The organism is Burkholderia sp. BKH01, assembly GCF_025685725.1.
GTDB lineage: Bacteria > Pseudomonadota > Gammaproteobacteria > Burkholderiales > Burkholderiaceae > Burkholderia > Burkholderia pyrrocinia_C.
Window position 1 is genome coordinate 40,749 of record NZ_JAOTQT010000010.1, and the last position, 20,659, is coordinate 61,407.

At 66.6% G+C, this 20,659-nt stretch carries 15 protein-coding genes and 1 pseudogene; 6 read left to right on the forward strand and 10 right to left on the reverse strand.

Annotated elements, in window-relative coordinates; all coding sequences use genetic code 11:
- Positions 1 to 256 precede the first annotated feature (256 nt).
- Positions 257 to 730, forward strand: a complete 474-nt coding sequence (locus tag OEJ37_RS16870) for a VOC family protein (RefSeq protein WP_263344919.1) — start codon at positions 257 to 259, stop codon at positions 728 to 730.
- 167 nt (positions 731 to 897) lie between these two features.
- Here the strand turns inward: OEJ37_RS16870 and OEJ37_RS16875 are convergent.
- Positions 898 to 1,704, reverse strand: a pseudogene (locus tag OEJ37_RS16875) (AadA family aminoglycoside 3''-O-nucleotidyltransferase).
- A 298-nt stretch (positions 1,705 to 2,002) separates the two neighbouring features.
- Positions 2,003 to 2,452, reverse strand: a complete 450-nt coding sequence (locus OEJ37_RS16880) for an HU family DNA-binding protein (RefSeq protein WP_034179973.1) — start codon at positions 2,450 to 2,452, stop codon at positions 2,003 to 2,005.
- 261 nt (positions 2,453 to 2,713) lie between these two features.
- Between OEJ37_RS16880 and OEJ37_RS16885 the strand changes: the two genes are divergently transcribed.
- On the forward strand, positions 2,714 to 3,832 hold the full coding sequence (locus OEJ37_RS16885) for an acyltransferase family protein (protein ID WP_175941650.1): 1,119 nt from the start codon (positions 2,714 to 2,716) through the stop codon (positions 3,830 to 3,832).
- A gap of 388 nt (positions 3,833 to 4,220) precedes the next feature.
- Here OEJ37_RS16885 and galU read toward each other — a convergent pair whose 3' ends face one another.
- Together galU and OEJ37_RS16895 are read right to left on the reverse strand one after the other, a co-directional pair.
- Positions 4,221 to 5,108, reverse strand: a complete 888-nt coding sequence (gene galU, locus OEJ37_RS16890; RefSeq protein WP_034179975.1) for a UTP--glucose-1-phosphate uridylyltransferase GalU — start codon at positions 5,106 to 5,108, stop codon at positions 4,221 to 4,223.
- A 233-nt stretch (positions 5,109 to 5,341) separates the two neighbouring features.
- Complete coding sequence (locus OEJ37_RS16895; RefSeq protein WP_006479318.1) at positions 5,342 to 5,485, reverse strand: hypothetical protein; 144 nt, start codon at positions 5,483 to 5,485, stop codon at positions 5,342 to 5,344.
- 226 nt (positions 5,486 to 5,711) lie between these two features.
- Between OEJ37_RS16895 and OEJ37_RS16900 the strand changes: the two genes are divergently transcribed.
- Complete coding sequence (locus tag OEJ37_RS16900) at positions 5,712 to 6,887, forward strand: acyltransferase family protein (protein ID WP_174420542.1); 1,176 nt, start codon at positions 5,712 to 5,714, stop codon at positions 6,885 to 6,887.
- A 376-nt stretch (positions 6,888 to 7,263) separates the two neighbouring features.
- Here OEJ37_RS16900 and OEJ37_RS16905 read toward each other — a convergent pair whose 3' ends face one another.
- From OEJ37_RS16905 to OEJ37_RS16915, 3 genes are read right to left on the reverse strand one after another with little or no spacing between them, the layout of a single operon-like run.
- A complete protein-coding gene (locus tag OEJ37_RS16905) occupies positions 7,264 to 9,732 on the reverse strand; it encodes a glycosyltransferase family 4 protein (protein WP_263344921.1) in 2,469 nt (822 codons plus the stop codon).
- Positions 9,729 to 11,195 carry a flippase gene (locus OEJ37_RS16910; RefSeq protein ID WP_072444086.1) on the reverse strand — a complete coding sequence of 489 codons (1,467 nt, stop codon included), beginning with the start codon at positions 11,193 to 11,195 and terminating at the stop codon, positions 9,729 to 9,731. The genes OEJ37_RS16905 and OEJ37_RS16910 overlap by 4 nt, the downstream gene beginning before the upstream one ends.
- 40 nt (positions 11,196 to 11,235) lie before the next feature.
- Positions 11,236 to 13,428, reverse strand: coding sequence for a hypothetical protein (locus OEJ37_RS16915; protein WP_175918676.1), 2,193 nt, complete (start codon positions 13,426 to 13,428; stop codon positions 11,236 to 11,238).
- A gap of 492 nt (positions 13,429 to 13,920) precedes the next feature.
- Between OEJ37_RS16915 and OEJ37_RS16920 the strand changes: the two genes are divergently transcribed.
- From OEJ37_RS16920 to OEJ37_RS16930, 3 genes are read left to right on the forward strand one after another with little or no spacing between them, the layout of a single operon-like run.
- Entirely contained in the window at positions 13,921 to 14,988 is a 1,068-nt protein-coding gene (locus OEJ37_RS16920; protein WP_174420545.1) for an acyltransferase family protein, read from the forward strand.
- 31 nt (positions 14,989 to 15,019) lie between these two features.
- The gene (gmd, locus tag OEJ37_RS16925) at positions 15,020 to 16,066 is read left to right on the forward strand and encodes a GDP-mannose 4,6-dehydratase (protein WP_263344922.1); all 1,047 of its coding nucleotides are present in this window, start codon (positions 15,020 to 15,022) and stop codon (positions 16,064 to 16,066) included.
- On the forward strand, positions 16,053 to 17,015 hold the full coding sequence (locus OEJ37_RS16930; RefSeq protein ID WP_263344924.1) for an NAD-dependent epimerase/dehydratase family protein: 963 nt from the start codon (positions 16,053 to 16,055) through the stop codon (positions 17,013 to 17,015). The genes gmd and OEJ37_RS16930 overlap by 14 nt, the downstream gene beginning before the upstream one ends.
- Before the next feature lie 127 nt (positions 17,016 to 17,142).
- Here the strand turns inward: OEJ37_RS16930 and OEJ37_RS16935 are convergent, their stop codons facing one another.
- From OEJ37_RS16935 to OEJ37_RS16945, 3 genes are all read right to left on the reverse strand, one after another.
- Positions 17,143 to 18,333 carry an O-succinylhomoserine sulfhydrylase gene (locus tag OEJ37_RS16935; RefSeq protein ID WP_263344926.1) on the reverse strand — a complete coding sequence of 397 codons (1,191 nt, stop codon included), beginning with the start codon at positions 18,331 to 18,333 and terminating at the stop codon, positions 17,143 to 17,145.
- A gap of 244 nt (positions 18,334 to 18,577) precedes the next feature.
- On the reverse strand, positions 18,578 to 20,110 hold the full coding sequence (gene purF, locus OEJ37_RS16940) for an amidophosphoribosyltransferase (protein ID WP_174420549.1): 1,533 nt from the start codon (positions 20,108 to 20,110) through the stop codon (positions 18,578 to 18,580).
- Between the two features lie 51 nt (positions 20,111 to 20,161).
- Positions 20,162 to 20,656: a CvpA family protein gene (locus OEJ37_RS16945; RefSeq protein WP_174420550.1), complete on the reverse strand. Its 495-nt coding sequence runs from the start codon at positions 20,654 to 20,656 to the stop codon at positions 20,162 to 20,164.
- Positions 20,657 to 20,659 lie beyond the last annotated feature (3 nt).

The following is a 20,659-nucleotide window of genomic DNA, read 5'->3' on the forward strand; positions in this document are numbered from 1 at the left end:
CGGCGAACGAAGCCGGCGCCGACGCACGCCGGCGGGCCGGCAACGGCACCTGGCGGCTGTAAAGCGCACGCTAACGCCGCTTCCGGATGTCCGGGCAAGTCGCCGTCTTCCCTCCCGGCGACTACCATCCGCACTGTCGGCGCCGCTCGTCCGGCGCGACGGATTCGCCCCCGCGTGTCGAATTCGGCGGCCGTCGTCCGTCGTATCGAAGGCGGCACGCGGTTTGCGGCCGGCCACTACAGACAGGAGATTCGCCATGACGATTCAGAAGATCACGCCTTTTCTCTGGTACTCGACGGAAGCCGAAGAAGCAGCGGCCTTCTATGCAGGCATCTTTCCGGATTCGCGCATCGTGCGCGTCACGTCGGTGTCCGGCACCGACGGTACGCGGATGGTCGAGTTCGAGCTGTTCGGGCAGCCGTTCATCGCGATGAGCCACACGCGCACGGAGACGTTCAATCACGCGATCTCGCTGCTGGTCAACTGCGCCGACCAGGCGGAACTCGACCGCTACTGGAGCGCCCTGCTCGACAACGGCGGCACGGCCGACGGCTGCGGCTGGCTCAGGGACCGCTACGGCGTGTCGTGGCAGATCGTTCCGGAAGCGCTCATCCCGATGATGGCTGATCCCGACGCGGTCAAGGCGGCACGCGTGGCCGCGGCGATGATGCAGATGACCAAGTTCGACGACGCCGCGCTGAAGGCTGCCTATGCGGGCACGGCGGGTTGACGCAGCACGTCGTGCCTTGAATGCGTGACGGCGCGCCGGTCGAGCGGCGTCGCGAATCGCCGGCGAGCGTCCGGATCGGCTGCTTGTGCGTACGGCGGCGGCGAAAGCGCTGATGATCCGTGAGGCGCCGGCCCGCGAGCCGATCGCGCGCACCGCGGCAACCGCCGCTATGCCGACAGCACCGATTCGACGGTCCGCCGCGCGTAGCCGATGAACGCGGCGAACGGTTCACCCGACAGGATCGCAGCACCCGCTTCGCCGCCGAGATAAGCGGCGCGCGCAGCCGCTACAACCGGCCGGCAAGCGTCCGGCAGGCGCTCCAGCACCCATGCCGCCGCGACGTCCTTGGGCGCGATCCTGCCGGTTTCCACGGTGTACCAGATGCGCGCGAGCGCGAGCACCACGTTGCACTCGTCGCCGCGTCAGTCCGGTTCGGTTCGGTTCGGTTCGGCATTCCACTGCGCAACGGTCGCGAGAAGCGCGGCGGCGAAGTCGCGCGCCGGCACCGGCTCGAACAGCGCGGCCGCCGGCGGACCGGCCAGCGCGACACCGTGCTGCCGCGCCTTCGTCAACAGGATCGCCAGATCGTGATCGGCGAGCGCCGGTTCGACGATGCCGGCTTCGAGGTCGCGGCGCAGCCACTCGCCGAACTGCAGTTCGCGTCGCGCCGGATGACGCCACGGCACCACGTCGCCGCGCGCGACGACGGTGACCTCGAGCGCGTGCATGCCGCCTGCGCAACCGGGCGGCGCCGACGCGGCGAGCAGGTCGAACATCAGCGCGCGCCGCGTCGTTTCGTCGGGCCGTGCGGCCACCGTCACCAGCAGGTCGATGTCGCTGCGCGGTTTCAGGCCGCCGTCGAGTGCCGAGCCGAACAGGTGGATCGCATCCAGCGTCGCACCGAGATGCCGCTCGATCGCGGCGCACGCGGCGGCAACCTGCCCGGCGATTTCGGGCGGGACGAATTCAGTCACGATGCGCGGGCCTCACGATGCGCACGCAACTGGCGCAGCGGGAGCGGCGAGGTAACGAGAGCGACGGGCTGAGGCAGTACAACGGCACGTGCGGATGACGATTGCCGTCCGGCATTGCGCAAGCGCGGCACGCGGCACGCGGCACGCGGCACGCATCGAACCGCACATTGCAGCCGTTTCGCGTTTTCGCTGCCGCACGATTTGCGCGGCGCAATAAAAATCCCCGCACGCTTTCGCGTGCGGGGATCTCAGGACATCGCAACGGCTGCCGACATGCATTCGGCGCCGTTGCGCGGCATTACGCCGCCGCGTCCTTCAGCTTCTTCAGCGCACGTGCCTTCACGCGCACGCTGGCCGGCTTCGCCGGGAACCAACGCTCTTCGCCCGTGAACGGATCCTTGCCGAAGCGCTTCTTCTTCGCCGGCACGACTTGTGCCGTGATCTTCAGCAGACCCGGCAGCGTGAACTCGCCTGCGCCCTTCTTGTGGACCGAGCCCAGCACGACGTTCTCGAGTGCGACGAGCACTGCCTTGACCGCCTTCACTTCCACGGCTGCGCGCTCAGCGATGTGCGTTGCGAGCGATGCCTTCGTGAACTTGTCCTTCAGCGGCGTCGGAGCAGCGGGCGCCTTCGCGACGGCGGCCTTCTTGGCCACTACTTTCTTCGCGGGCGCTACTTTCTTAGCAGCCACTTTCTTGGCCGGTGCGGCGGCAGCCTTCTTGGCCACCTTTTTTGCGGAAGTCGCCATGTTTCTCCTACCAGGTGTGGTCGTTCGTTGGATACACGAAGCGTGCAATGCGCGCGCTTCAACGCCGGATTCTACAAGCGCCTTGACGCTTCGTGCAGTACTTTTATGCGTTTTCGCGGGGTTTCCCGCAGGTTTTGTTGCGCGCGACCGACTTCATCGACGCTCGAGCGTCAAAAAACACCTTCACGTATGTGCCCGACCGCGAATTACGTTCGATATTTGCGCACCTATACTGGGCTCGCTCAATGCCCGGATGCCTCCATGCGCGAAGTCAGATACGTCAAAGGACTCGACGGCCTGCGAGCCATCGCCGTCATCCTCGTTTTCCTGTCCCACAAGGGCCACGTCCTTGCCGTCGACGTCGGCAAGCTTGGCGTGTGGACGTTTTTCTTCATCAGCGGATTCCTGATCGTCGGCGAGCTGCATCGCAACCGCCAGGCAGTCGAATGCGGCGCCATGACGCGCCGCCATGCGCTCGCGCTGTTCCTCGCGAAGCGCGCGCTGCGGATCTTCCCCGTGTACTACCTGCTGCTCGCGGCGCTCGCGATCGCGCACGCGCTGTTCTACCAGCGCGGCGTCAACCTCGGGCTCGCGTGGCACGCGGCGTTCCTGTCGAATTACTGGATCGGCGCCGTCAAGGATGGCTGGCCGGGCTCCACGTCGCACTTCTGGAGCCTCGCGGTTGAACAGCAGTTCTATCTGATCGCGCCGCTCGCGCTGCTCGCGGTGCCCGCCGCGCGACACGTCGCGCTCGGCGTCGCGGCCGTCGCGCTGTGCGCGCTCGCGCATCTCGCGCTCTACCTGTCCGACGCGTCGCCGGTGCTGATCTACGCGTTTTCCCCATGGAATTTCGCGCTGATCGCGCTCGGCGGTGTCGGCGCGATCGCACTCGCCGATCACGGCCCGGCCGCCGTGCGCCGCATTCCGCCCGGCTGGCTCGGCGCGGCAGGCGTCGTGTTCTTCCTCGCGCTGCCCGCGTGCACGGCGCTGCCCGACGCGGTCGCGGGGCTCGCGGATCTCGGCCTGTCCGCGTCGCTCGGCGCGCTGATGCTGTGGATCGTCAGCGAACCCGAGCATCCCGTCGTGACGCTGCTCGACTGGGCACCGCTCGTCTATCTCGGCACGATCAGCTATGGCTTCTACCTGTTCCACAACCTGATTCCGACGCGCTTCGGCGCGATGCCCGCGCTCTTCGCGCACGTGCCGATGCCGGAAATCGTCCGCGAAGCGCTGCCCGAGATGCTGCAGTTCGCGCTCGCCGTGCTGCTCGCGCACCTGTCCTGGCGCTATCTCGAAAAAAGGCTGCTCGACTTCAAGAAGCCGATTGCCGCGATGCTGGCCCGGCACTTCGTCGCGCGGCCGGGCACGTCGGCGCGTTGAGCGCCGCGCGGAAGCGGAAAACACCGGACGGGAAAGGCGCGGGAAGACCGCGAGACAAGTAGCGCCGGGAAACTGACACGCAGCGGCGCCGCGTCATGAACCGACATCGACGAAACCGGCGCCGGCGCGAACGTCGACGCGCATCGCGTAACGACAACACCGCCCCGTTCGCCCGGCAAGTGCTTCGGCTCCGGTTTCAAGCATGACGCCAGAGCGCGCCGAAGCGCCTCGCTCCGCACACGCCACGCACTCCCTTCGAACACGACGACACGACAAGCCGGCCGCACGCGCCACGATCGCGCACCGGCAAATGCAAAAAAGCCCCGGCGCCTGAGCGGCCGGGGCCAACGGAACAACCACCACCTGAAACAATGAAGCGCGCGGCTGCTTACGCGACAGCAGCCAGCGCGGGCAAGCAGGTACGCAGGTACGCCTCGAATTCGCGGCTCACTTCCGGATGCTGGAGCGCCAGCTCGACGGTTGCCTTGAGATAGCCGATCTTGCTGCCGCAGTCGAAACGCGTGCCGTAGTAGCGGTACGCGAGCACCTGCTCGTTCGCGAGCAGCGTCTGGACCGCATCGGTCAGTTGCAGTTCGCCGCCTGCACCCGGCTTGAGCTTGCGCAGGTGATCGAAGATCGTCGGCATGAACACGTAACGGCCGACCACGCCGAGGTTCGACGGCGCATCCTCCGGCGCGGGCTTCTCGATGATCCCCGACAGCTTGATGATGTCCTCTTCCCATTCGCGGCCTTCGACGACGCCGTACGAGCGGCTGTCCTCGCGCGGGATCGTCTCGACCCCGATCACCGAGCTGTGATAGTGGTCGAACACGTCGACGAGCTGCTTGAGCACCGGCTGCTCGCCGTGCAGCAGGTCGTCGGCGAGAATCACCGCGAACGGCTCGCCGTGCACGAGCTTTTCCGCGCACAGTACCGCATGGCCGAGGCCGAGTGCTTCCGGCTGGCGCACGTAGAAGCAGTTGACGTGGCTCGGCTTGATGCCGCGCACGAGTTCGAGCAGCTTTTCCTTGCCGCGCGCCTCGAGTTCGGCCTCGATCTCGTACGACTTGTCGAAGTGATCCTCGATCGCGCGCTTGCTGCGCCCGGTGACGAAGATCATCTCGGTGATACCGGCGTTGATCGCTTCCTCGACCGCGTACTGAATCAGCGGCTTGTCGACGACGGGCAACATTTCCTTCGGGCTCGCCTTCGTTGCCGGGAGGAACCGCGTGCCGAGACCGGCAACGGGGAACACGGCCTTGGTGACTTTCAACATGTTCGCATCCTGATTGCGTTGACTGCGCCGCGTCGACCTGCTGCGACCCGGCGCGATTGTGTTCCGAACGGCATATCGAGAATCGACGGCACTGCCAATTCCACTCCGCTCATTTTCGATATGGACTGATTGCCCAATTATTCCGAAAAAAATATAATCTCTTCAATCCGGTCGATATTTCCGGACCGTGTGCCGAAGCAGAAACAAATTACCGATTTTCCAGATACAAATTCTTACGATTCGAATTCCTCGATATAGGGCACGCCGCCCCGTTCGAGGCCCGGGCGAATCGGCTCGTTCTTCAGCGCTTCGCGGTACGCCGACAGCACGGCCATGACCAGCAGTACTGCAGCGCTCGCGATCCAATGCATGTCCATCTTGCCGCTCCTTGCATCAATCAACTGGAGCTTCAAACTATCAGAAAAAAATCGGCAAATAATTGACGCGCCTGCGGAACCGCTTTCAGAACCCGATAAAACCATCATGTGGAATCCCGATATTTCCGGGCGAGATTTTTTTATTCATTGATCGAATTCTTGCGCATTACGATGAGACTTTCCGTTCGTCCGCCTTCCACTCACCCGTCGCAAGGAATCGAATCGCATGCAAGCTTTCAGCGGATCGTCTCTGACCGCGCCGCCCGTCGCCGATCGCAAGGAACACGTAATCGACGCGATGCGCGGCTTCGCGGCGCTGCTCGTCGCCTATTTCCACTGCCGCCAGGTCGTCTGGGTCGGCATGCAGACCTTCCATCACGCTTACGGTCGCGCACTCGACCCGAGCGTGATCGTCGGCTACCTGACCTTCCCGTTCGCGTGGGGCTCCGCCGGCGTGCCGATCTTCTTCGTGATCAGCGGCTACTGCATCCACCGCAACGCGGCGCTCAAGCTCGCGGCCGATCCCGCCTACCGGCTCGACGCGCCCAACTTCTGGGCCCGCCGGTTCGCGCGCATCTACCCGGTGCTGCTCGCCGCGCTGCTGTTCACGCTCGCGCTCGACGCGGTCAGCCTGCAGATCGAGCCCGTCAGCCACAAGATCCGCGACATCGGCCTCACGGCATTCCTCGTGAACCTGTTCTCGCTGCAGGGCGTCGCCGGCTACACGTACGGGTCGAACGGCGCGCTGTGGACGCTGTCGCTCGAAGTGCAGTTCTACGCGATCTATCCGCTGCTGTTCGCGCTGCGCCGGCGCATCGGCATGCCGGCCGTCGTGGCCGCGGTCGCGCTGGTCAACGTCGCGTCGGCGTGGCTGCTCGAACGGCACGACCTGCAGTTCTTCACGTCGTACTGGCTGTCCTGGACGATCGGCGCATGGATCGCCGACGTGCGTGCCCAGCAGGCGCGCGGCCCGGCCACCGTGCCGTCGCGCGCGTGGTACGTCGCGGCCGCCGTGCTGCTGGCCGCCGGCTGCGGCGCATTCCGTTTCGGCCAGTACGGTGCGTTCCAGCTGTGGTCGGCCGGTTTCGCGTGCTTCCTGTATCGCGCGCTCGCGCGCCCGCCGCGCTCGACGCCGCCGCTGCGCGTGCTCGGCTGGTTCGGCGACTTCAGCTATTCGCTGTACTTGATCCACCTGCCGCTGTTCGTCTGCCTCGGCTCCGTGCTGTTCCACTCCGAACTGCAACTGTCGATCTGGCCGTCGATCGCGTTCATGGCCGCTGCGATTCCGGTCGCGTACATCTTCTACCGGCTGTTCGAGCGGCCCGCGATGACGTGGTCGGCCAGCTTCAAGCCGACGCGCCCCGCCCGCGCCGTTGCGCCGGCGCCCGAACGGGCCGCCTGATCCGGCCGGAGCGGTTCCGAAGCCCCCGTGCGGCGTCTCGCTGCGCGGGGGTTTTTTCATGCCGAAGCGCGTTTGCATGGCGGGTCGGGTGGGTATGCAACCAACCCTGCATGCCGGCGCCTGACGGCTGCCTGTCCGGCTGCGATGCCACTGCCCTGAGCGCCCTATCGGATTCGTTCCGGCGCCCCCCTGGCCGCCTTGCAGCGCCGTCAGCAGCACGATCCAGATCGAACCGGCAACCGGGCGAGCCCGCGCCCGACATGGCACGCAACAACCGATCCGCCGCTCGCCCGACCCAACACGCCCGCTGAAAAACGAAGCCCCCACGCAGCGAACGCCGCATGAGGGCTCGTTTCCCGCCGGCCGGCGCCGTCGGCTACGCCTGCTTCCTCGCCTTCGCGGCCTTCGCCGTATCCGCGAGGATCTTCTCGACCCGCTCCACGTAGGTCTCGGTGCCGAACCGGCGCACCGCCGTCGCGCGCCCGCTCGCGACGAGCCGCTCGCGCAGCGCGCCGTCGCGCTTCAGCGTGTCCAGCGCGTTGGCCAGTGCGGTCGCATCGCCCGGCTCGCAGAGCAGCCCGTTGTCGCCGTCCTCGATGATCTCGACGACGCCGCCCGCGCGGGCCGCGACGACCGGCCGGCGCGCGAGCATCCCTTCGACGATCACGCGCCCGAACGGCTCGGGCGTGATCGACGTGTGCGCGACGACGTCGACCGCCGTCATGCACGCGGCCACGTCGCGCTGGAACCCGAGGAAATGCACGCGCGCGTCCATCCCGTGCCGCGCGACGTATTCGTGCAGTTGCGCCGCGTATTCGTCCTCGCCGAACAGCGGTGCGCCGACCAGCACCACGTGCATGTCGGGATGCTGCGCGGCGGCCTCCAGCAGCAGGTGCTGCCCCTTCCAGCGCGCGAGGCGGCTGAACGAGCCGACGAGCCACGCATCCTGCGGCAACCCGAGGCGCGCGCGCAGCGCGGCCTGGCTGACGCCTTCCAGCGCATCGAACGGCTCGGCCGAAATGCCGTTGAACACGACGTCGACGTGCTGCGGCGTGAAACCCGTCAGCGTGCGAAACGCCTGCGCGGATGCGTCGGAGTTCGCGATCACGCGCGTGACGCCGAGCCGCGCGCAGTACTTGATCGCCAGCAACTGCTTGCTGCCGAAATGGTCGGTGCTGACGATGTCGCGCAGATGCCAGACCACCGGCTTGCGCGCGAGCCGCCCGGCGAGCGCGGCGACCACCATCGCGCGCTGCGTGTTCGCGTAGATCACCTCGGCGCGGCGCGCGCGCCGCGCGACGTCGCGCACGAGCCGCACGAGCTGCTTCAATGCGCCGACCGACACGCCGCCCTGCTTGCGCACGCCCGCGAGCGCGCCCTGGTCGACCACGTCGACGCGTGCGCCGATCTCGTCGAGCGCCGCGCGGAACGGGCCATCGTCGAACAGCAGCACGTCGGCGTTCGCGCGCATGTGCTTCATGATCTCGAGCAGCGACAGCTCGGCGCCGCCGAGCACACCGCTCTGGTCGAGCACGAGCGTCGCCGGGCCGCGCGCGGCCGGCATCGGCGCGACGGCCGTGCCGCGTTGCGCGGTCGAGCCGGGCAGCGCGGTTTCCACATAGTCGAGAAAGCGCCGCCGGAACGTATCGGCGGAAAACCGCTCCGCGTTCGCGCGGCATGCGTTCGGTGTGAAGCGCTGCGGCGCGCGCTCGAAATCGTCGACGGCCGCGACGATCGCGTGCGGCGTCTGCTCGTCGAAGAACAGCCCGGTCGGGTTCGCGCCCGATTGCGGGTCGAGCACGGTTTCGAGCGCACCGCCCTTGCCGTATGCGATCACCGGCGTGCCGCAGGCCTGCGCCTCGACGACCGAGATCCCGAAATCCTCCTCGGCCGCGAACACGAACGCCTTCGCGCGCCGCATCCGGTCGTGCAGCACCGCGAACGGCTGGTAGCCCATGATCTCGACGTTCGGGCCGGCCTTCGCGCGGATCTTCTGCATCTCGGGGCCGTCGCCGATCACGACCAGCTTGCGCTCCGGCGTCTTCGAGAACGCCTCGACGATCAGGTCGATCTTCTTGTACGGCACCATCCGCGACGCGGTCAGGTAGAAATCGTCCTTGACCGCATTCAGCGAGAAACCGTCGACGTCGACCGGCGGGAAGATCACCGCCGCGTCGCGGTGGTAGACCTTCTTGATGCGCCGCGCGATGAACGCGGAGTTCGCGACGAAGCCGTCCACCGCGTTCGCGGTGCGCGTGTCCCAGTTTCGGATGTAGTGAAGAATCATCCGCGCGAGCAGCGATTTCGGCCCGTGCGTGAGGTTCGACTGCTCCAGGTACTGGTGCTGCAGGTCCCACGCATAGCGGATCGGCGAATGCACGTAGCTGATGTGCACCTGGTCCGGTCCCGTCAGCACGCCCTTCGCGACCGCGTGGCTGCTCGAGATCACGAGGTCGTACTCGGACACGTCGAGCTGCTCGATCGCGAGCGGCATCAGCGGCAGGTAGCTGCGGTACTTGGTGCGCGCGAACGGCAGTTTCTGGATGAACGACGTCGTCACCCGCTTGCCGCGCACGAACGCGCGGTCGTCGAGAAAATCGACGAGGCTGAACAGGTCCGCGTCGGGAAAGCACGCGACGATCTGTTCGAGCACGCGCTCGGCGCCCGCATAGGTGACGAGCCAGTCGTGGACGATCGCCACGCGCAGCGCGCGCGCCGGCTGCCGCGCGCTGGCCCGCTCGGTCGGCATGGTCCGGCGCAGCGCGGCGGCGTCGCCCGCTTCGGCCACGGCCGCATCGGCGGTGGCGAGATTCAAAACGGCGTGTTCCGCCAGATCGCGATTCATACGGTTTTCCTCGCATTGAGACGGACAAACAGGTCACGCACGAGCGCGCGCAGCCCCGGCGTCATCGTGAGCGACCACGCGACGTTCAGCACCAGCACGATCGCGCACATGCCGATCGACTCGCCGAGCCCCGGCCACGCCTGCGCGAGAAACAGGCTCGCGAGCAGGAAGGCCAGGTGCGCCAGCATGTCGAGCACGATCGCGCGCATCCGGATCGCCGACAGGTACAGCAGCACGCCGTAGTCGACGAACGCGCGCGCCGCGACGACCACCGCCGCGCCGATCAGCCCGAAGTGATGAATGCCGAACCACAGGCCGCCGACGAAGAACGGCATCTCGACGAGCCCGGCGAACGCCGCGCGGGCCGGGTTGACCTGCGACTGGATCAGGATGCGCGTCACGCTCGCCTGGCCGACGAGCCACACGCTGATCACCAGCACGCGGCCGACCGGTGCCGAATGCGCGGCGAGATCGGCGCCGACCCACAGCGTGAGGAACGGCGCGAGCGCGAAGATCGCGACGATGCCGACCGGCGTGAACACGCCGTTCAGGAATTCGAGCGACTGGCGTGCGAGCGTGTCCGCGTGATCGCGGCCGACCGCCGACAGGCGCGGGAACAGCGTGCGCACGAGCGCGTTCGGCAGCATGTTCAGGCGCGTGACGAGGTTCTGCGGCACCGTGTAGTAGGTGACGAACTTCGCGCCCATGCCGGCGCCGAGCATCACGCGGTCGAGCGTGTCCGCGATCATGCTCGTCGTGCTCGCGATCAGCATCCAGCCGCCGAAGTTGAACAGCCCCTTCGCGGTGCCCCACTGCGGCGGATCGATGCGCCGGATGCCGAGCACCTTGATGCTGGCGTGGCCGAGCATCACCGCCGCGATCAGGCGCGCGACGACTGCCGCGGCGAGCACCGTCTGCAGGTTCGGCGCGATCCACCATGCGGCGCCGAGCGGCAGCAACTGGAACAGGAACGTGCCGATCGTCTGATTCGTGTTGAACACGCCGAAGCGTTCGGCGCCGTTGATCGCGCCGGCGAACACCCACGACACGTTCGCCAGCGGAATCGCGAGCGCGAGCCACGGCAGCGCGAGATACACCTCGTGCTGCATCGCGGCCGACACCTTCGTGAAATACGCGGTGTAGACGAACGCGCCGAAATAGATCAGCAGCCCGCCCACGACGCCGGTGCCGAGATTCAGCCAGAACGCGCTCCAGAACACGCGCGCGCTTTCGTCGTCGTTGCCGCTCGCGAGCGCCTTCGAGATGTGGTTCTGCGCGGCCATGCTCATCCCGAGATCGAGGATCCCGAAATAGCCGATCAGCGTCCACACGAGGCTGACGACGCCATAGCGTTCGACGCCGAGCGCGTGGATATACGCGGGCACCGTCACCAGCGACACGAAGGTCGGCAGGATCAGCCCGATGAAATTGATCGAAACGTTCTTGAGTATGCCTTTGTCCATGCTTCTGCCTTGTGTGACGTCGACGACGGCGCGCCGCCCGTCACGGTTTCCAGCGATACATCAGCACCTTGCCGCGCGCGTCTTCCTCGACGAACACGAGGTATTCGCCGTTCTCGCGCCGGAACGCACTGATGCCGAACGGCACGTCGACCCAGCCGGATGCCTTGCCGACCTCGGTGCCCGGGTTCATCACGCCCACTTCCTTGCCGGTGTCCTTGTCGTACACGTGGATCTTGCCGACCGGCTCCACGGTGAAGATGTAGCGGCCCTCGACCGTGATCCCGATCAGGTCCAGGATCGGCTTCGCGTCGAGCTGCCACGGCAGCGCGACCGTGTAGCGCACGACAGGCGAGCCGGTCGACCACTTGTCGAAGCGCACCAGCACGCGGCCGACTTCCTTGTTGATGCCCGGCTGCGGCGGCGCGTCGGCCGTGTAGCCGGTCACGTACAGCGTGTCGGCTTGCGCGTCGTAGATCGAGCGGCGCAGCTGCGTGAACGGCTGCGGCATCGGGTAGGTCGTGACCTTGTCGTACGAGTAGACCGGGTTGCCGGCCTTGTCGACGCCGCCATAACTGAACCGGTGGATGCCGCGCACGTCGCTCGTGCGCCAGATGTCGCCCTTCGTGTCGACCCACCAGCCCCAGCCGCCCGCCTTCGCCTTGCCGGTCGTGTTGATCTCGAACTCGTCGGCGTCGAGCCGGCCGTTGCCGTTCGCATCGCGCCACAGCCAGTCGCCGCCGGGCGGCTTGTTCGGCACCTTGTCGACCGGCCGCGCGCGGCCCGCGATCAGGCCCGACGGAATCGCGACCTCGCCGTCGCGCTTCGCGTCGAAGCGGTAGATCTTCAGGTGATCGGCGTACATGTCGGTCAGGTACAGGAACGTGCGGCCGTCGACGCGGCGCGCGATCGGCATGCCCGGCCACTGGTCCGTATGGAACACGGGGTCGTCCGGATACTTGAAGCGGTTCGACAGGAAGCCGACGTATTTCCAGTCCTGGCCCGGCGGCTTCGACAGGTCGAGCTCGAAGCGCTTGTTGCCCGTGTACACGCTGTTCGGCCGCGCGGGGTCGAGCCACGCGCCGTCGACGAACAGCAGCCCCTGCACCTGCCAGCGCGGCTTGCCGTCCGGCGTGTAGCTTTCGAGCACCGCGCCGAGCCCCGCGCCGATCGTGTCGTGGCGCGGCCCGATGCCGTTCATCGCGACATACACGTTGCCCGCGCGATCGACGCCGACGCCCGTCAGCCCGTTGAAGCGCTGCGGCCCCGGCCGCCCCGGCACCGGGCCGGCGAAGATGCCGCCGCGCTCGCCGAGCGAGCCGGATTGCGCATAACCCTTGCCGCCTTTGGAGAAGATCAGGATCTGCTGGCGCGGCCCGTTGTCCGCGACGAGCACGCGCCCTTTCGCGTCGACCGCGACATCCACCGCGTCGGTGCCTTCGGGCAGCGCGGGCGCGTCGTCGAGCTTGCGGCCGTCCGCGCGCACGTGCACGAGGTGCGCGGGGCCGTTGAGCGTGTCCGTGAGCAGCCACAGCGTGCCGTCGCCCGCGAGCGCGATGCGGCCCGGCTCGTGCGCGCTCCACGTGCCCTTCTGCTGCATCGTCTCCGCGTCGTACACGTCCACTACGTCGTGTGACGGATTGGTCGCGAACAGCGTCTTGTCGTCGGCCGCGAGGCCGCCCACTTCCGCCTTCACCTCGCCTACTTCCGAGCGCGCGGGGGCCGGCACCTCGTTCATCATCATGAAGCTCGCGGCCATGCGCGCGCGGCCGGCGTCGGCGCGTCCGCCCGGCGCGACCTGCGGCGCCGCGCGAAACGGCGCGGGCTGCTTCATGTCGCCGATCGTGCGCCGCGAGATGCCGAACCACTGCTTGCCCTTGTCCGGCCAGATGCCGGGCGACTGCAGGTGGCCGCGCTCGTTGCCGACGCCGATCGCGACATACGCGTACTTGCTGTTCACGGCGATCGCGTTGCCGCCGAGATTGCCCCAGCCATGCGTGCCGCCGGCGAAGCCGAGCATCTTCCCGTCCTGGTAGACGCTCGCCTCGGCCCCGCTTTCATCCCACGGCGCATTCGTATACACCTTGCCTTCGGGCGTCACCGCGATCGCGCGGATGTCGATCTGCGTCCAGCTGCCGTCGCCATAGCCGAACGTGTTGCCGATCCACGACGTCGTCGCGGGCAACACCGTTTCGGCCGGCGCGACGCTCGTCAGCAGCGTCGCGCATACCGTCATGCCTACCAGAATCAGACGTCGCAATGCGCTTCTCCAGACTCGATGCAACAGCGACCGGCACCGCCGCGGACTACCGCCGGTGCACCCTGTCGCTAAATAGGTTTCAAACGTCGCGATGCAGGTTACAAGCAAAAATAATCACAAGAAATTTGGAAATATTTGGGGATGTTTCCGCCTGAAATATCGAACCGGAACAAGCGCGAAATGGCACCTGAAAACGGCAATAACGACCGCCCCTCGCGCGTCGCCACGTAGAAAATGCCGCTCCGCGCCGCCTGTCGCGGCTGCCCGGGCGTCAACCTTTCATCTCGCGAACGGAATAATCGGCATTTGAATGTTTGTCGTCAGATAAATGGCGTGCGTTTTTTTGCCGATTTCTTTTCCCTAGAATCGTTTTCGATTCGATATTTCATTTAAAGGCATGCATTACGTTCACGCATCGGATGTGCGACACGCCGCGGCCCCCGCCGCGCGTCGCGAAGGAGCGGCGCGATGACAGGCATTTCGCGACCCGCCGACCTGGCCCCGCCGCAACACGGCCGCATCGTGCAGCTCGACGGACTGCGCGCGATCGCGGTCGGCGCCGTGTTCCTGCAGCACGCGCTGAAGGCGCCGCTGTGGATGGGTGTCGACCTGTTCTTCGTGCTGAGCGGCCTGCTGATCACCGGCATCCTGCTCGAGCGCAAGGCGCGCGGGCAGTCGTACTTCAGCCACTTCTACGCGCGCCGAGTGCGCCGCATCCTGCCGCCGTACGTGCTGCTGCTGGTGGTGTCGACGATCCTGTTCGGCGCGAGCTGGCTGCCGCACTGGCCGTGGTTCGCGTTCTTCTCGACCAATATCGGGCTGTCGCTCGGCAGCATCGGCCACGACAGCCTGAACGTGCTGTGGTCGCTCGCGGTCGAGGAGCAGTTCTATATCTTCTGGCCGTTCGTCGTGCTGTGGTGCTCGGAGCGCGCGCTGCTGTGGGTCGCCGCCGCGCTGATCGTCGCGGCGCCGGTGCTGCGCGCGATCGCGACGCCGTGGTTCGACTCGTTCTGGCCGATCTACTACCTGACGCCGTTCCGGATGGACCTGCTCGCCGCGGGCGCGCTGCTCGCGATCGTGCTGCGCCGCGACCGGCGCGCGCTGGAGCCGTTCTACCCGCTCGCGATCGTCGGCGCGCTCGTGTCGCTCGCGATCCTCGGCTGGCTGCACCTGTCGTTCCCGCGCTTTCGCGCCGCGAACACGCCGCTGTCGAATGCGGCGCTCTACAGCATCTCGCTGCTGCTTTGCACGTCGATCGTCGTGATCGCGCTGCGCGGCCGCGGCATCGTGCAGCGCGTGCTGACGAACCCGATGCTCGTCTACGTGGGCACCGTCAGCTACACCGTGTACCTGATCCACCTGAGCGTGCTGTACGCGCTGTGGCCGCTGCACCTGAACCGCTTCGTCACGGCCGCGCTCGCGCTCGCGATCACGCTCGCCTACGCGACCCTGAGCTGGTACGGCTTCGAACGGCGCCTGACGCGCGGCCCCGCACGCCGCACGCTGCCGGCTGCCGCCACCAGCACGACCGCCTGATTTTCCCTTTCGCTTCTACCAGGACAACGCCATGAGCCAAACTCGCAAAAAGGCCATCATTACCGGGATCTCGGGGCAAGACGGCGCCTACCTGACCAAACTGCTGCTCGACAAGGGCTACGAGGTCACGGGCACCTATCGCCGCACCAGTTCGGTGAATTTCTGGCGCATCGCCGAGCTCGGCGTCGACACGCACCCGAACCTCACGCTCGTCGAACACGATCTGACCGATGCCGGCTCGAGCCTGCGCCTGCTCGAACGCACGCAGCCCGACGAGCTGTACAACCTGGCCGCGCAGAGCTTCGTCGGTGTGTCGTTCGACCAGCCGACGACGACTGCCGAAGTGACTGGCCTCGGCCCGTTGAACCTGCTCGAGGCGATCCGCGTCGTGAGTCCGAAGACGCGCTTCTACCAGGCGTCGACGTCCGAGATGTTCGGCAAGGTGCAGGCGATTCCGCAGACCGAAACGACCGCGTTCTATCCGCGCAGCCCCTACGGCGTCGCGAAGCTGTACGCGCACTGGATGACCGTGAACTACCGCGAGTCGTACGGCCTGTTCGGCAGCAGCGGCATCCTGTTCAATCACGAATCGCCGCTGCGCGGCCGCGAGTTCGTCACGCGCAAGATCACCGACACCATTGCGAAGATCAAGCTCGGCAAGGCGACCCGCCTCGAGCTCGGCAACCTCGACGCGAAGCGCGACTGGGGCTTCGCGCTCGAATACGTCGAGGGAATGTGGCGCATGCTGCAGGCCGACGAGCCCGACACCTACGTGCTCGCGACCAATCGCACCGAGACCGTGCGCGACTTCGTGCAGATGGCATTCGCGGCTGCCGGCTACCAGATCGAATGGACCGGCAAGGGCGAGCAGGAACGCGGCCTCGACGCGTCGAACGGCAACGTGCTGGTCGAAGTGAACCCGAAGTTCTACCGCCCCGCCGAGGTCGACCTGCTGATCGGCTGCGCGGACAAGGCTAAATCCAAGCTCGGCTGGGTGCCGAAGACGACGCTCGAACAACTTTGCCAGATGATGGTCGAAGCGGATTTGACGCGGAACCAGCACCATGACACGTTCTGAAGCCGGACGCCCGTCGCGCCGTGCGTTCGTCACGGGCCTGACGGGCTTCACGGGCCGCTACATGCTCGAACGCCTGCAGGCGGCCGGCTATGACGTCTGGGGCACCATCGCGCCCGGCGCGCCGCGCCCCGACGATCCAGCCTTCGCGCACTGCACGCTGCTGCCCGTCGACCTGCTCGACGCGGACGCGGTGCGTGCGGCGGCCGCCGATGCGCGGCCCGATGCGGTCGTGCATCTCGCCGCGCGCGCGCATGTCGCGCAGGACGAGCCGTCGCAGACCTACGCGGTCAATATCGTCGGCACACGCAACCTGCTGGCCGCGCTCGCGGGCCTCGATCGCCGCCCGTCGGCCGTGCTGCTCGCGAGCAGTGCGAACATCTACGGCAATTCGACGGCCGGCGTGCTCGACGAGACCGTCGCGCCCGCCCCCGCCAACGACTACGCGGTCAGCAAGCTCGCGATGGAATACGCGGCGAAGTTGTGGGCCGACCGGCTGCCGATCGTGATCGCGCGGCCGTTCAACTACACGGGCGTCGGTCAGGGCGAAGCGTATCTGCTGCCGAAGCTTGCCGCGCACTACGCGCGCAACGAACCGCGCATCTCGCTCGGCAATCTCGACGTGAGCCGCGACTTCTCCGACGTACGCGACGTGACGGCCGCCTATCTGAAGCTGATCGAAGCGGCGCCGGCCGGCGAGACGTTCAACGTCTGCTCGGAGCGCGCGTATTCGCTGAAGGAAGTGCTGGTGATGCTGTCGCGCATCGCCGGTTACGTGATCGACGTGACGGTCGATCCGCGTTTCGTGCGGCACAACGAGGTGAAAAGCCTGAGCGGGTCGCGCGACAAGCTGCGGCGCGCGGTGGGCGAGCTGCCCGTCACACCGCTCGACGAAACGCTGCGGTGGATGGTGGATGCGATGCGAGCCGCGCCGCAAGGGCACGCAGGCTGAATCACGCGGCGCATGCGGGAACGCGGTGCGCCGGACGGAATGGCTTGACGCGAAAAACAACGGGCCGCCTGTTTTGCAGGCGGCCCGTTGTCGTTGATGCGTCGACGCGGCGAAAGCACCGCGTCGCTCAGCCCTCCAGGCCGCGCGCGAGATCGTTGCGCAGGTCGCCCACGTGCTCGAGGCCGACCGACAAGCGGATCAAACCTTCGGTAATCCCCGCCGCCGCGCGCGCTTCCGGCGTGATACGGCCGTGCGTCGTGGTCGCCGGATGCGTGATCGTCGTGCGCGTATCGCCGAGGTTGCCGGTGATCGAGATCAGCTTCGTGTTGTCGATCACGCGCCATGCGTTCGCGCGCTGCTGCTCGGGCGTGTCGCCCTTCAGCTCGAACGACAGGATCGCGCCGCCCGCCTTCTGCTGACGCTTCGCGAGTTCGTACTGCGGGTGCGACTCGAGGCCCGGATGAAACACGCGTGCCACCGCCGGATGCGAATCGAGCCAGCGCGCGATTTCCAGCGCATTCGCCGATTGCTTCTCGACGCGCAGCGACAGCGTCTCCATCCCCTTCAGCAGCACCCACGCGTTGAAGGCCGACAGCGTCGGGCCCGCGCTGCGCACGAACGGAAACACCTTGCCCATGATGAATTCCTTCGAGCCGACCAGCGCGCCACCAAGCACGCGGCCCTGCCCGTCGAGGAATTTCGTTGCCGAATGCATCACGACGTCCGCGCCGAGCTTCAGCGGCTGCTGCAGCACCGGGCTGCAGAAACAGTTGTCGACGACGAACAGCGCGTTCGCGGCCTTCGCGATCTTGCCGATCGCCTCGATGTCGGCGAGTTCGGTCAGCGGGTTCGACGGCGTCTCGAGGAAGAACATCTTCGTTTCGGGCCGCACGGCTTCCTGCCACGCGTTCAGGTCGGTCGGGTCGACGAAGGTCGTCGTGATCCCGAACTTGCTGAAGATCTGCGAGAACATCCCGAGCGTCGAGCCGAACAGGCTGCGTGAGCTGACGAGGTGGTCGCCCGCCTGCAGCGCGGACATCACGACCGACATGATCGCGGCCATCCCGGAGGCAGTGGCGATGCACGCCTCGCCGCCCTCGAGCGCCGCGAGACGCTCCTGGAACATGGTGACGGTCGGGTTCGTGAAGCGCGAATAGGTGAAGTAGTCTTCCGAATTCGCGAAGCGCTCGGCCGCGTCGGCCGCGCTCTGGAAGCAAAAGCTCGACGTGAGGAACAGCGCTTCCGAGTGCTCGTTGAAGTCGCTGCGCAGCGTGCCCGCGCGCACGGCAAGCGTGTCGAAGTTGAGGGAGTCGTCCATGTTCCGTTTTCCGTATTCGATGGCCGCGCGTGTCGCGCAAGCCAAGTCAAAACCAGGCCAAAACAAAAAGCCCGCTATGCGTCGGCATCAGCGGGCTTCGGTGCGGTACGACAGCGATCGACTCGGGCCGACTGCCGCCGGCCTTCGCTTTAGCTGTTTTGGGAAGTTGCCCCGCGTCCGCAAGCTGAATCAAATCGACGCAAGGCCACATCCTATCACGCTTCGGCAAAAGCGTGCGCCGGTGTCACTCGACCGACAGCTGCAGGTTCATCTGCGAGCGTTGGGTGTCGCCGGCCGTATCGCGATCGGCCTGCGATGCCGGCGTGAGGCGCGCGCGCTCGATCGTATCGAGATACTCGGGCGTCACGTCGCCGGTGATGTAGTTGCCGTCGAAGCACGACGCCTCGAAGCCCTCGAGCTTCGGATTGATGTCGCGCACCGCGCGGCGCAGGTCGTCGACGTCCTGGTAGATCAGGTGGTCGGCGCCGATGATCTTCGCGACTTCGTCGTCGGTGCGGCCGTGCGCGACGAGCTCGCCGCGCGTCGGCATGTCGATGCCGTACACGTTCGGGAACTTCACCGGCGGCGCCGCCGATGCGAAGATCACCGACTTCGCGCCCGCATCGCGCGCCATCTGCACGATTTCATGCGAAGTCGTGCCACGCACGATCGAATCGTCGACGATCAGCACGTTCTTGTCCTTGAACTCGATGCTCATCGCGTTGAGCTTCTGGCGCACCGACTTCTTGCGCACGGCCTGCCCCGGCATGATGAACGTACGGCCGACGTAGCGGTTCTTGAAGAAGCCTTCGCGATACTCGACGCCGAGCTTCGCGGCGACCTGCATCGCGGCCGGGCGCGACGAGTCGGGAATCGGCATCACGACGTCGATCGGCACGTTCGGCAGCTCGCGCTTGATCTTCTCGGCGAGATAGTCGCCCATGCGCAGGCGCACGTTGTAGACGGGCACACCGTCGAGGCACGAGTCCGGACGCGCGAGGTACACGTATTCGAACATGCACGGATTCAGCGTCGGCTGTTCCGCGCATTGCTGGCTGTGGAAGTTGCCGGCCGGGTCGATGAAGATCGCCTCACCCGGCTGCACGTCGCGCACGAATTCGAAGCCGATGCCTTCGACCGCGACCGACTCCGACGCGACCATCCACTCGGTGCCGTGCTCGGTTTCGAGCTTGCCGATGCAGAGCGGGCGGATGCCGAACGGATCGCGGAACGCGAGCAGGCCGTAGCCGGCGATCAGCGACACGATCGCATACGAGCCCTGCAGGCGGCGATGGACACCCGAGACCGCCTTGAACACCGAGGCCGGATCGAGCTCGAGGCCCGTGGTCGACAGTTGCAGCTCGTGTGCGAACACGTTGAGCAGCACTTCGCTGTCGGAATTGGTGTTGATGTGCCGGCGGTCGATCCGGAACATCTCGTCCTTCAGTTGCTGCCAGTTCGTCAGGTTGCCGTTGTGCGCGAGGATGATCCCGAACGGCGCGTTCACGTAGAACGGCTGCGCCTCGGCCTCGCTCGACGCCGAACCGGCCGTCGGGTAGCGCACCTGGCCGATGCCGTAGGTACCGGGCAGGCTGCGCATGTTGCGCGTGCGGAACACGTCGCGCACCATGCCGTTCGCCTTGTACATGTGGAAATTGCTGCCGTCCGCCGTCGCGATGCCCGCTGCGTCCTGACCGCGATGCTGCAGCAGCAGCAGGCTGTCATAGATCAGCTGGTTGACCGGAGATTGGGAGATAACGCCTACGATGCCGCACATGGCATGTCCTTCAGAATGACAAAATCGGTTACGTCCTGCCCGGCCGCGTCGTCACACGCGTACGTACTGGGCCATGCCGTCGGGCAGGAGCTGCTTCAGCTCGTGCACGCCCTGTTCGGCAAAAGGACGCAATAGCGCATTGCGCCAGAATTCCTGTTTGGGCAGTTCGGTCAGCCCGGCCGCCGCGACCAGCAGCACCACCAGCACGCAGCCGCGGACGAGCCCGAACATCATGCCCAGCGAGCGGTCGACGCCGCCCAGGCCGCTCGCCTGCGCGATCCGCGACAGCAGCGCGTTCGCCACGCCGGCGACCAGTACCACACCGATCACGAGCAACGCGAAGGCGATCACCCACTGCGTCAGCGCGCCACCCGGCCAGTTCACCGGAATGTACGGCACGACCAGCCCGACATAGCGACCGGCGATCACGATCGCCGCGATCCAGCCGATCAGCCCGAAAATCTCCGACACGAAGCCGCGCCACGCACCGCGCAGCGCCGACAACACGATCACCGCCAATACAGCGTAGTCGAAAGCCGTCAGCATCGT

Excerpts from the sequence above, each read along its gene's own strand:
- galU (WP_034179975.1), bottom strand. The coding sequence starts at position 5,108 with ATGTTGAAAGTCACCAAGGCCGTGTTCCCCGTTGCCGGTCTCGGCACG.
- OEJ37_RS16905 (WP_263344921.1), bottom strand. The coding sequence starts at position 9,732 with ATGAATCGCGATCTGGCGGAACACGCCGTTTTGAATCTCGCCACCGCC.
- OEJ37_RS16910 (WP_072444086.1), bottom strand. The coding sequence starts at position 11,195 with ATGGACAAAGGCATACTCAAGAACGTTTCGATCAATTTCATCGGGCTG.
- OEJ37_RS16895 (WP_006479318.1), bottom strand. The coding sequence starts at position 5,485 with ATGGACATGCATTGGATCGCGAGCGCTGCAGTACTGCTGGTCATGGCC.
- OEJ37_RS16935 (WP_263344926.1), bottom strand. The coding sequence starts at position 18,333 with ATGGACGACTCCCTCAACTTCGACACGCTTGCCGTGCGCGCGGGCACG.
- OEJ37_RS16870 (WP_263344919.1), top strand. The coding sequence starts at position 257 with ATGACGATTCAGAAGATCACGCCTTTTCTCTGGTACTCGACGGAAGCC.
- OEJ37_RS16945 (WP_174420550.1), bottom strand. The coding sequence starts at position 20,656 with ATGCTGACGGCTTTCGACTACGCTGTATTGGCGGTGATCGTGTTGTCG.
- OEJ37_RS16885 (WP_175941650.1), top strand. The coding sequence starts at position 2,714 with ATGCGCGAAGTCAGATACGTCAAAGGACTCGACGGCCTGCGAGCCATC.
- purF (WP_174420549.1), bottom strand. The coding sequence starts at position 20,110 with ATGTGCGGCATCGTAGGCGTTATCTCCCAATCTCCGGTCAACCAGCTG.
- OEJ37_RS16930 (WP_263344924.1), top strand. The coding sequence starts at position 16,053 with ATGACACGTTCTGAAGCCGGACGCCCGTCGCGCCGTGCGTTCGTCACG.
- OEJ37_RS16880 (WP_034179973.1), bottom strand. The coding sequence starts at position 2,452 with ATGGCGACTTCCGCAAAAAAGGTGGCCAAGAAGGCTGCCGCCGCACCG.
- OEJ37_RS16900 (WP_174420542.1), top strand. The coding sequence starts at position 5,712 with ATGCAAGCTTTCAGCGGATCGTCTCTGACCGCGCCGCCCGTCGCCGAT.
- OEJ37_RS16915 (WP_175918676.1), bottom strand. The coding sequence starts at position 13,428 with ATGACGGTATGCGCGACGCTGCTGACGAGCGTCGCGCCGGCCGAAACG.
- OEJ37_RS16920 (WP_174420545.1), top strand. The coding sequence starts at position 13,921 with ATGACAGGCATTTCGCGACCCGCCGACCTGGCCCCGCCGCAACACGGC.
- gmd (WP_263344922.1), top strand. The coding sequence starts at position 15,020 with ATGAGCCAAACTCGCAAAAAGGCCATCATTACCGGGATCTCGGGGCAA.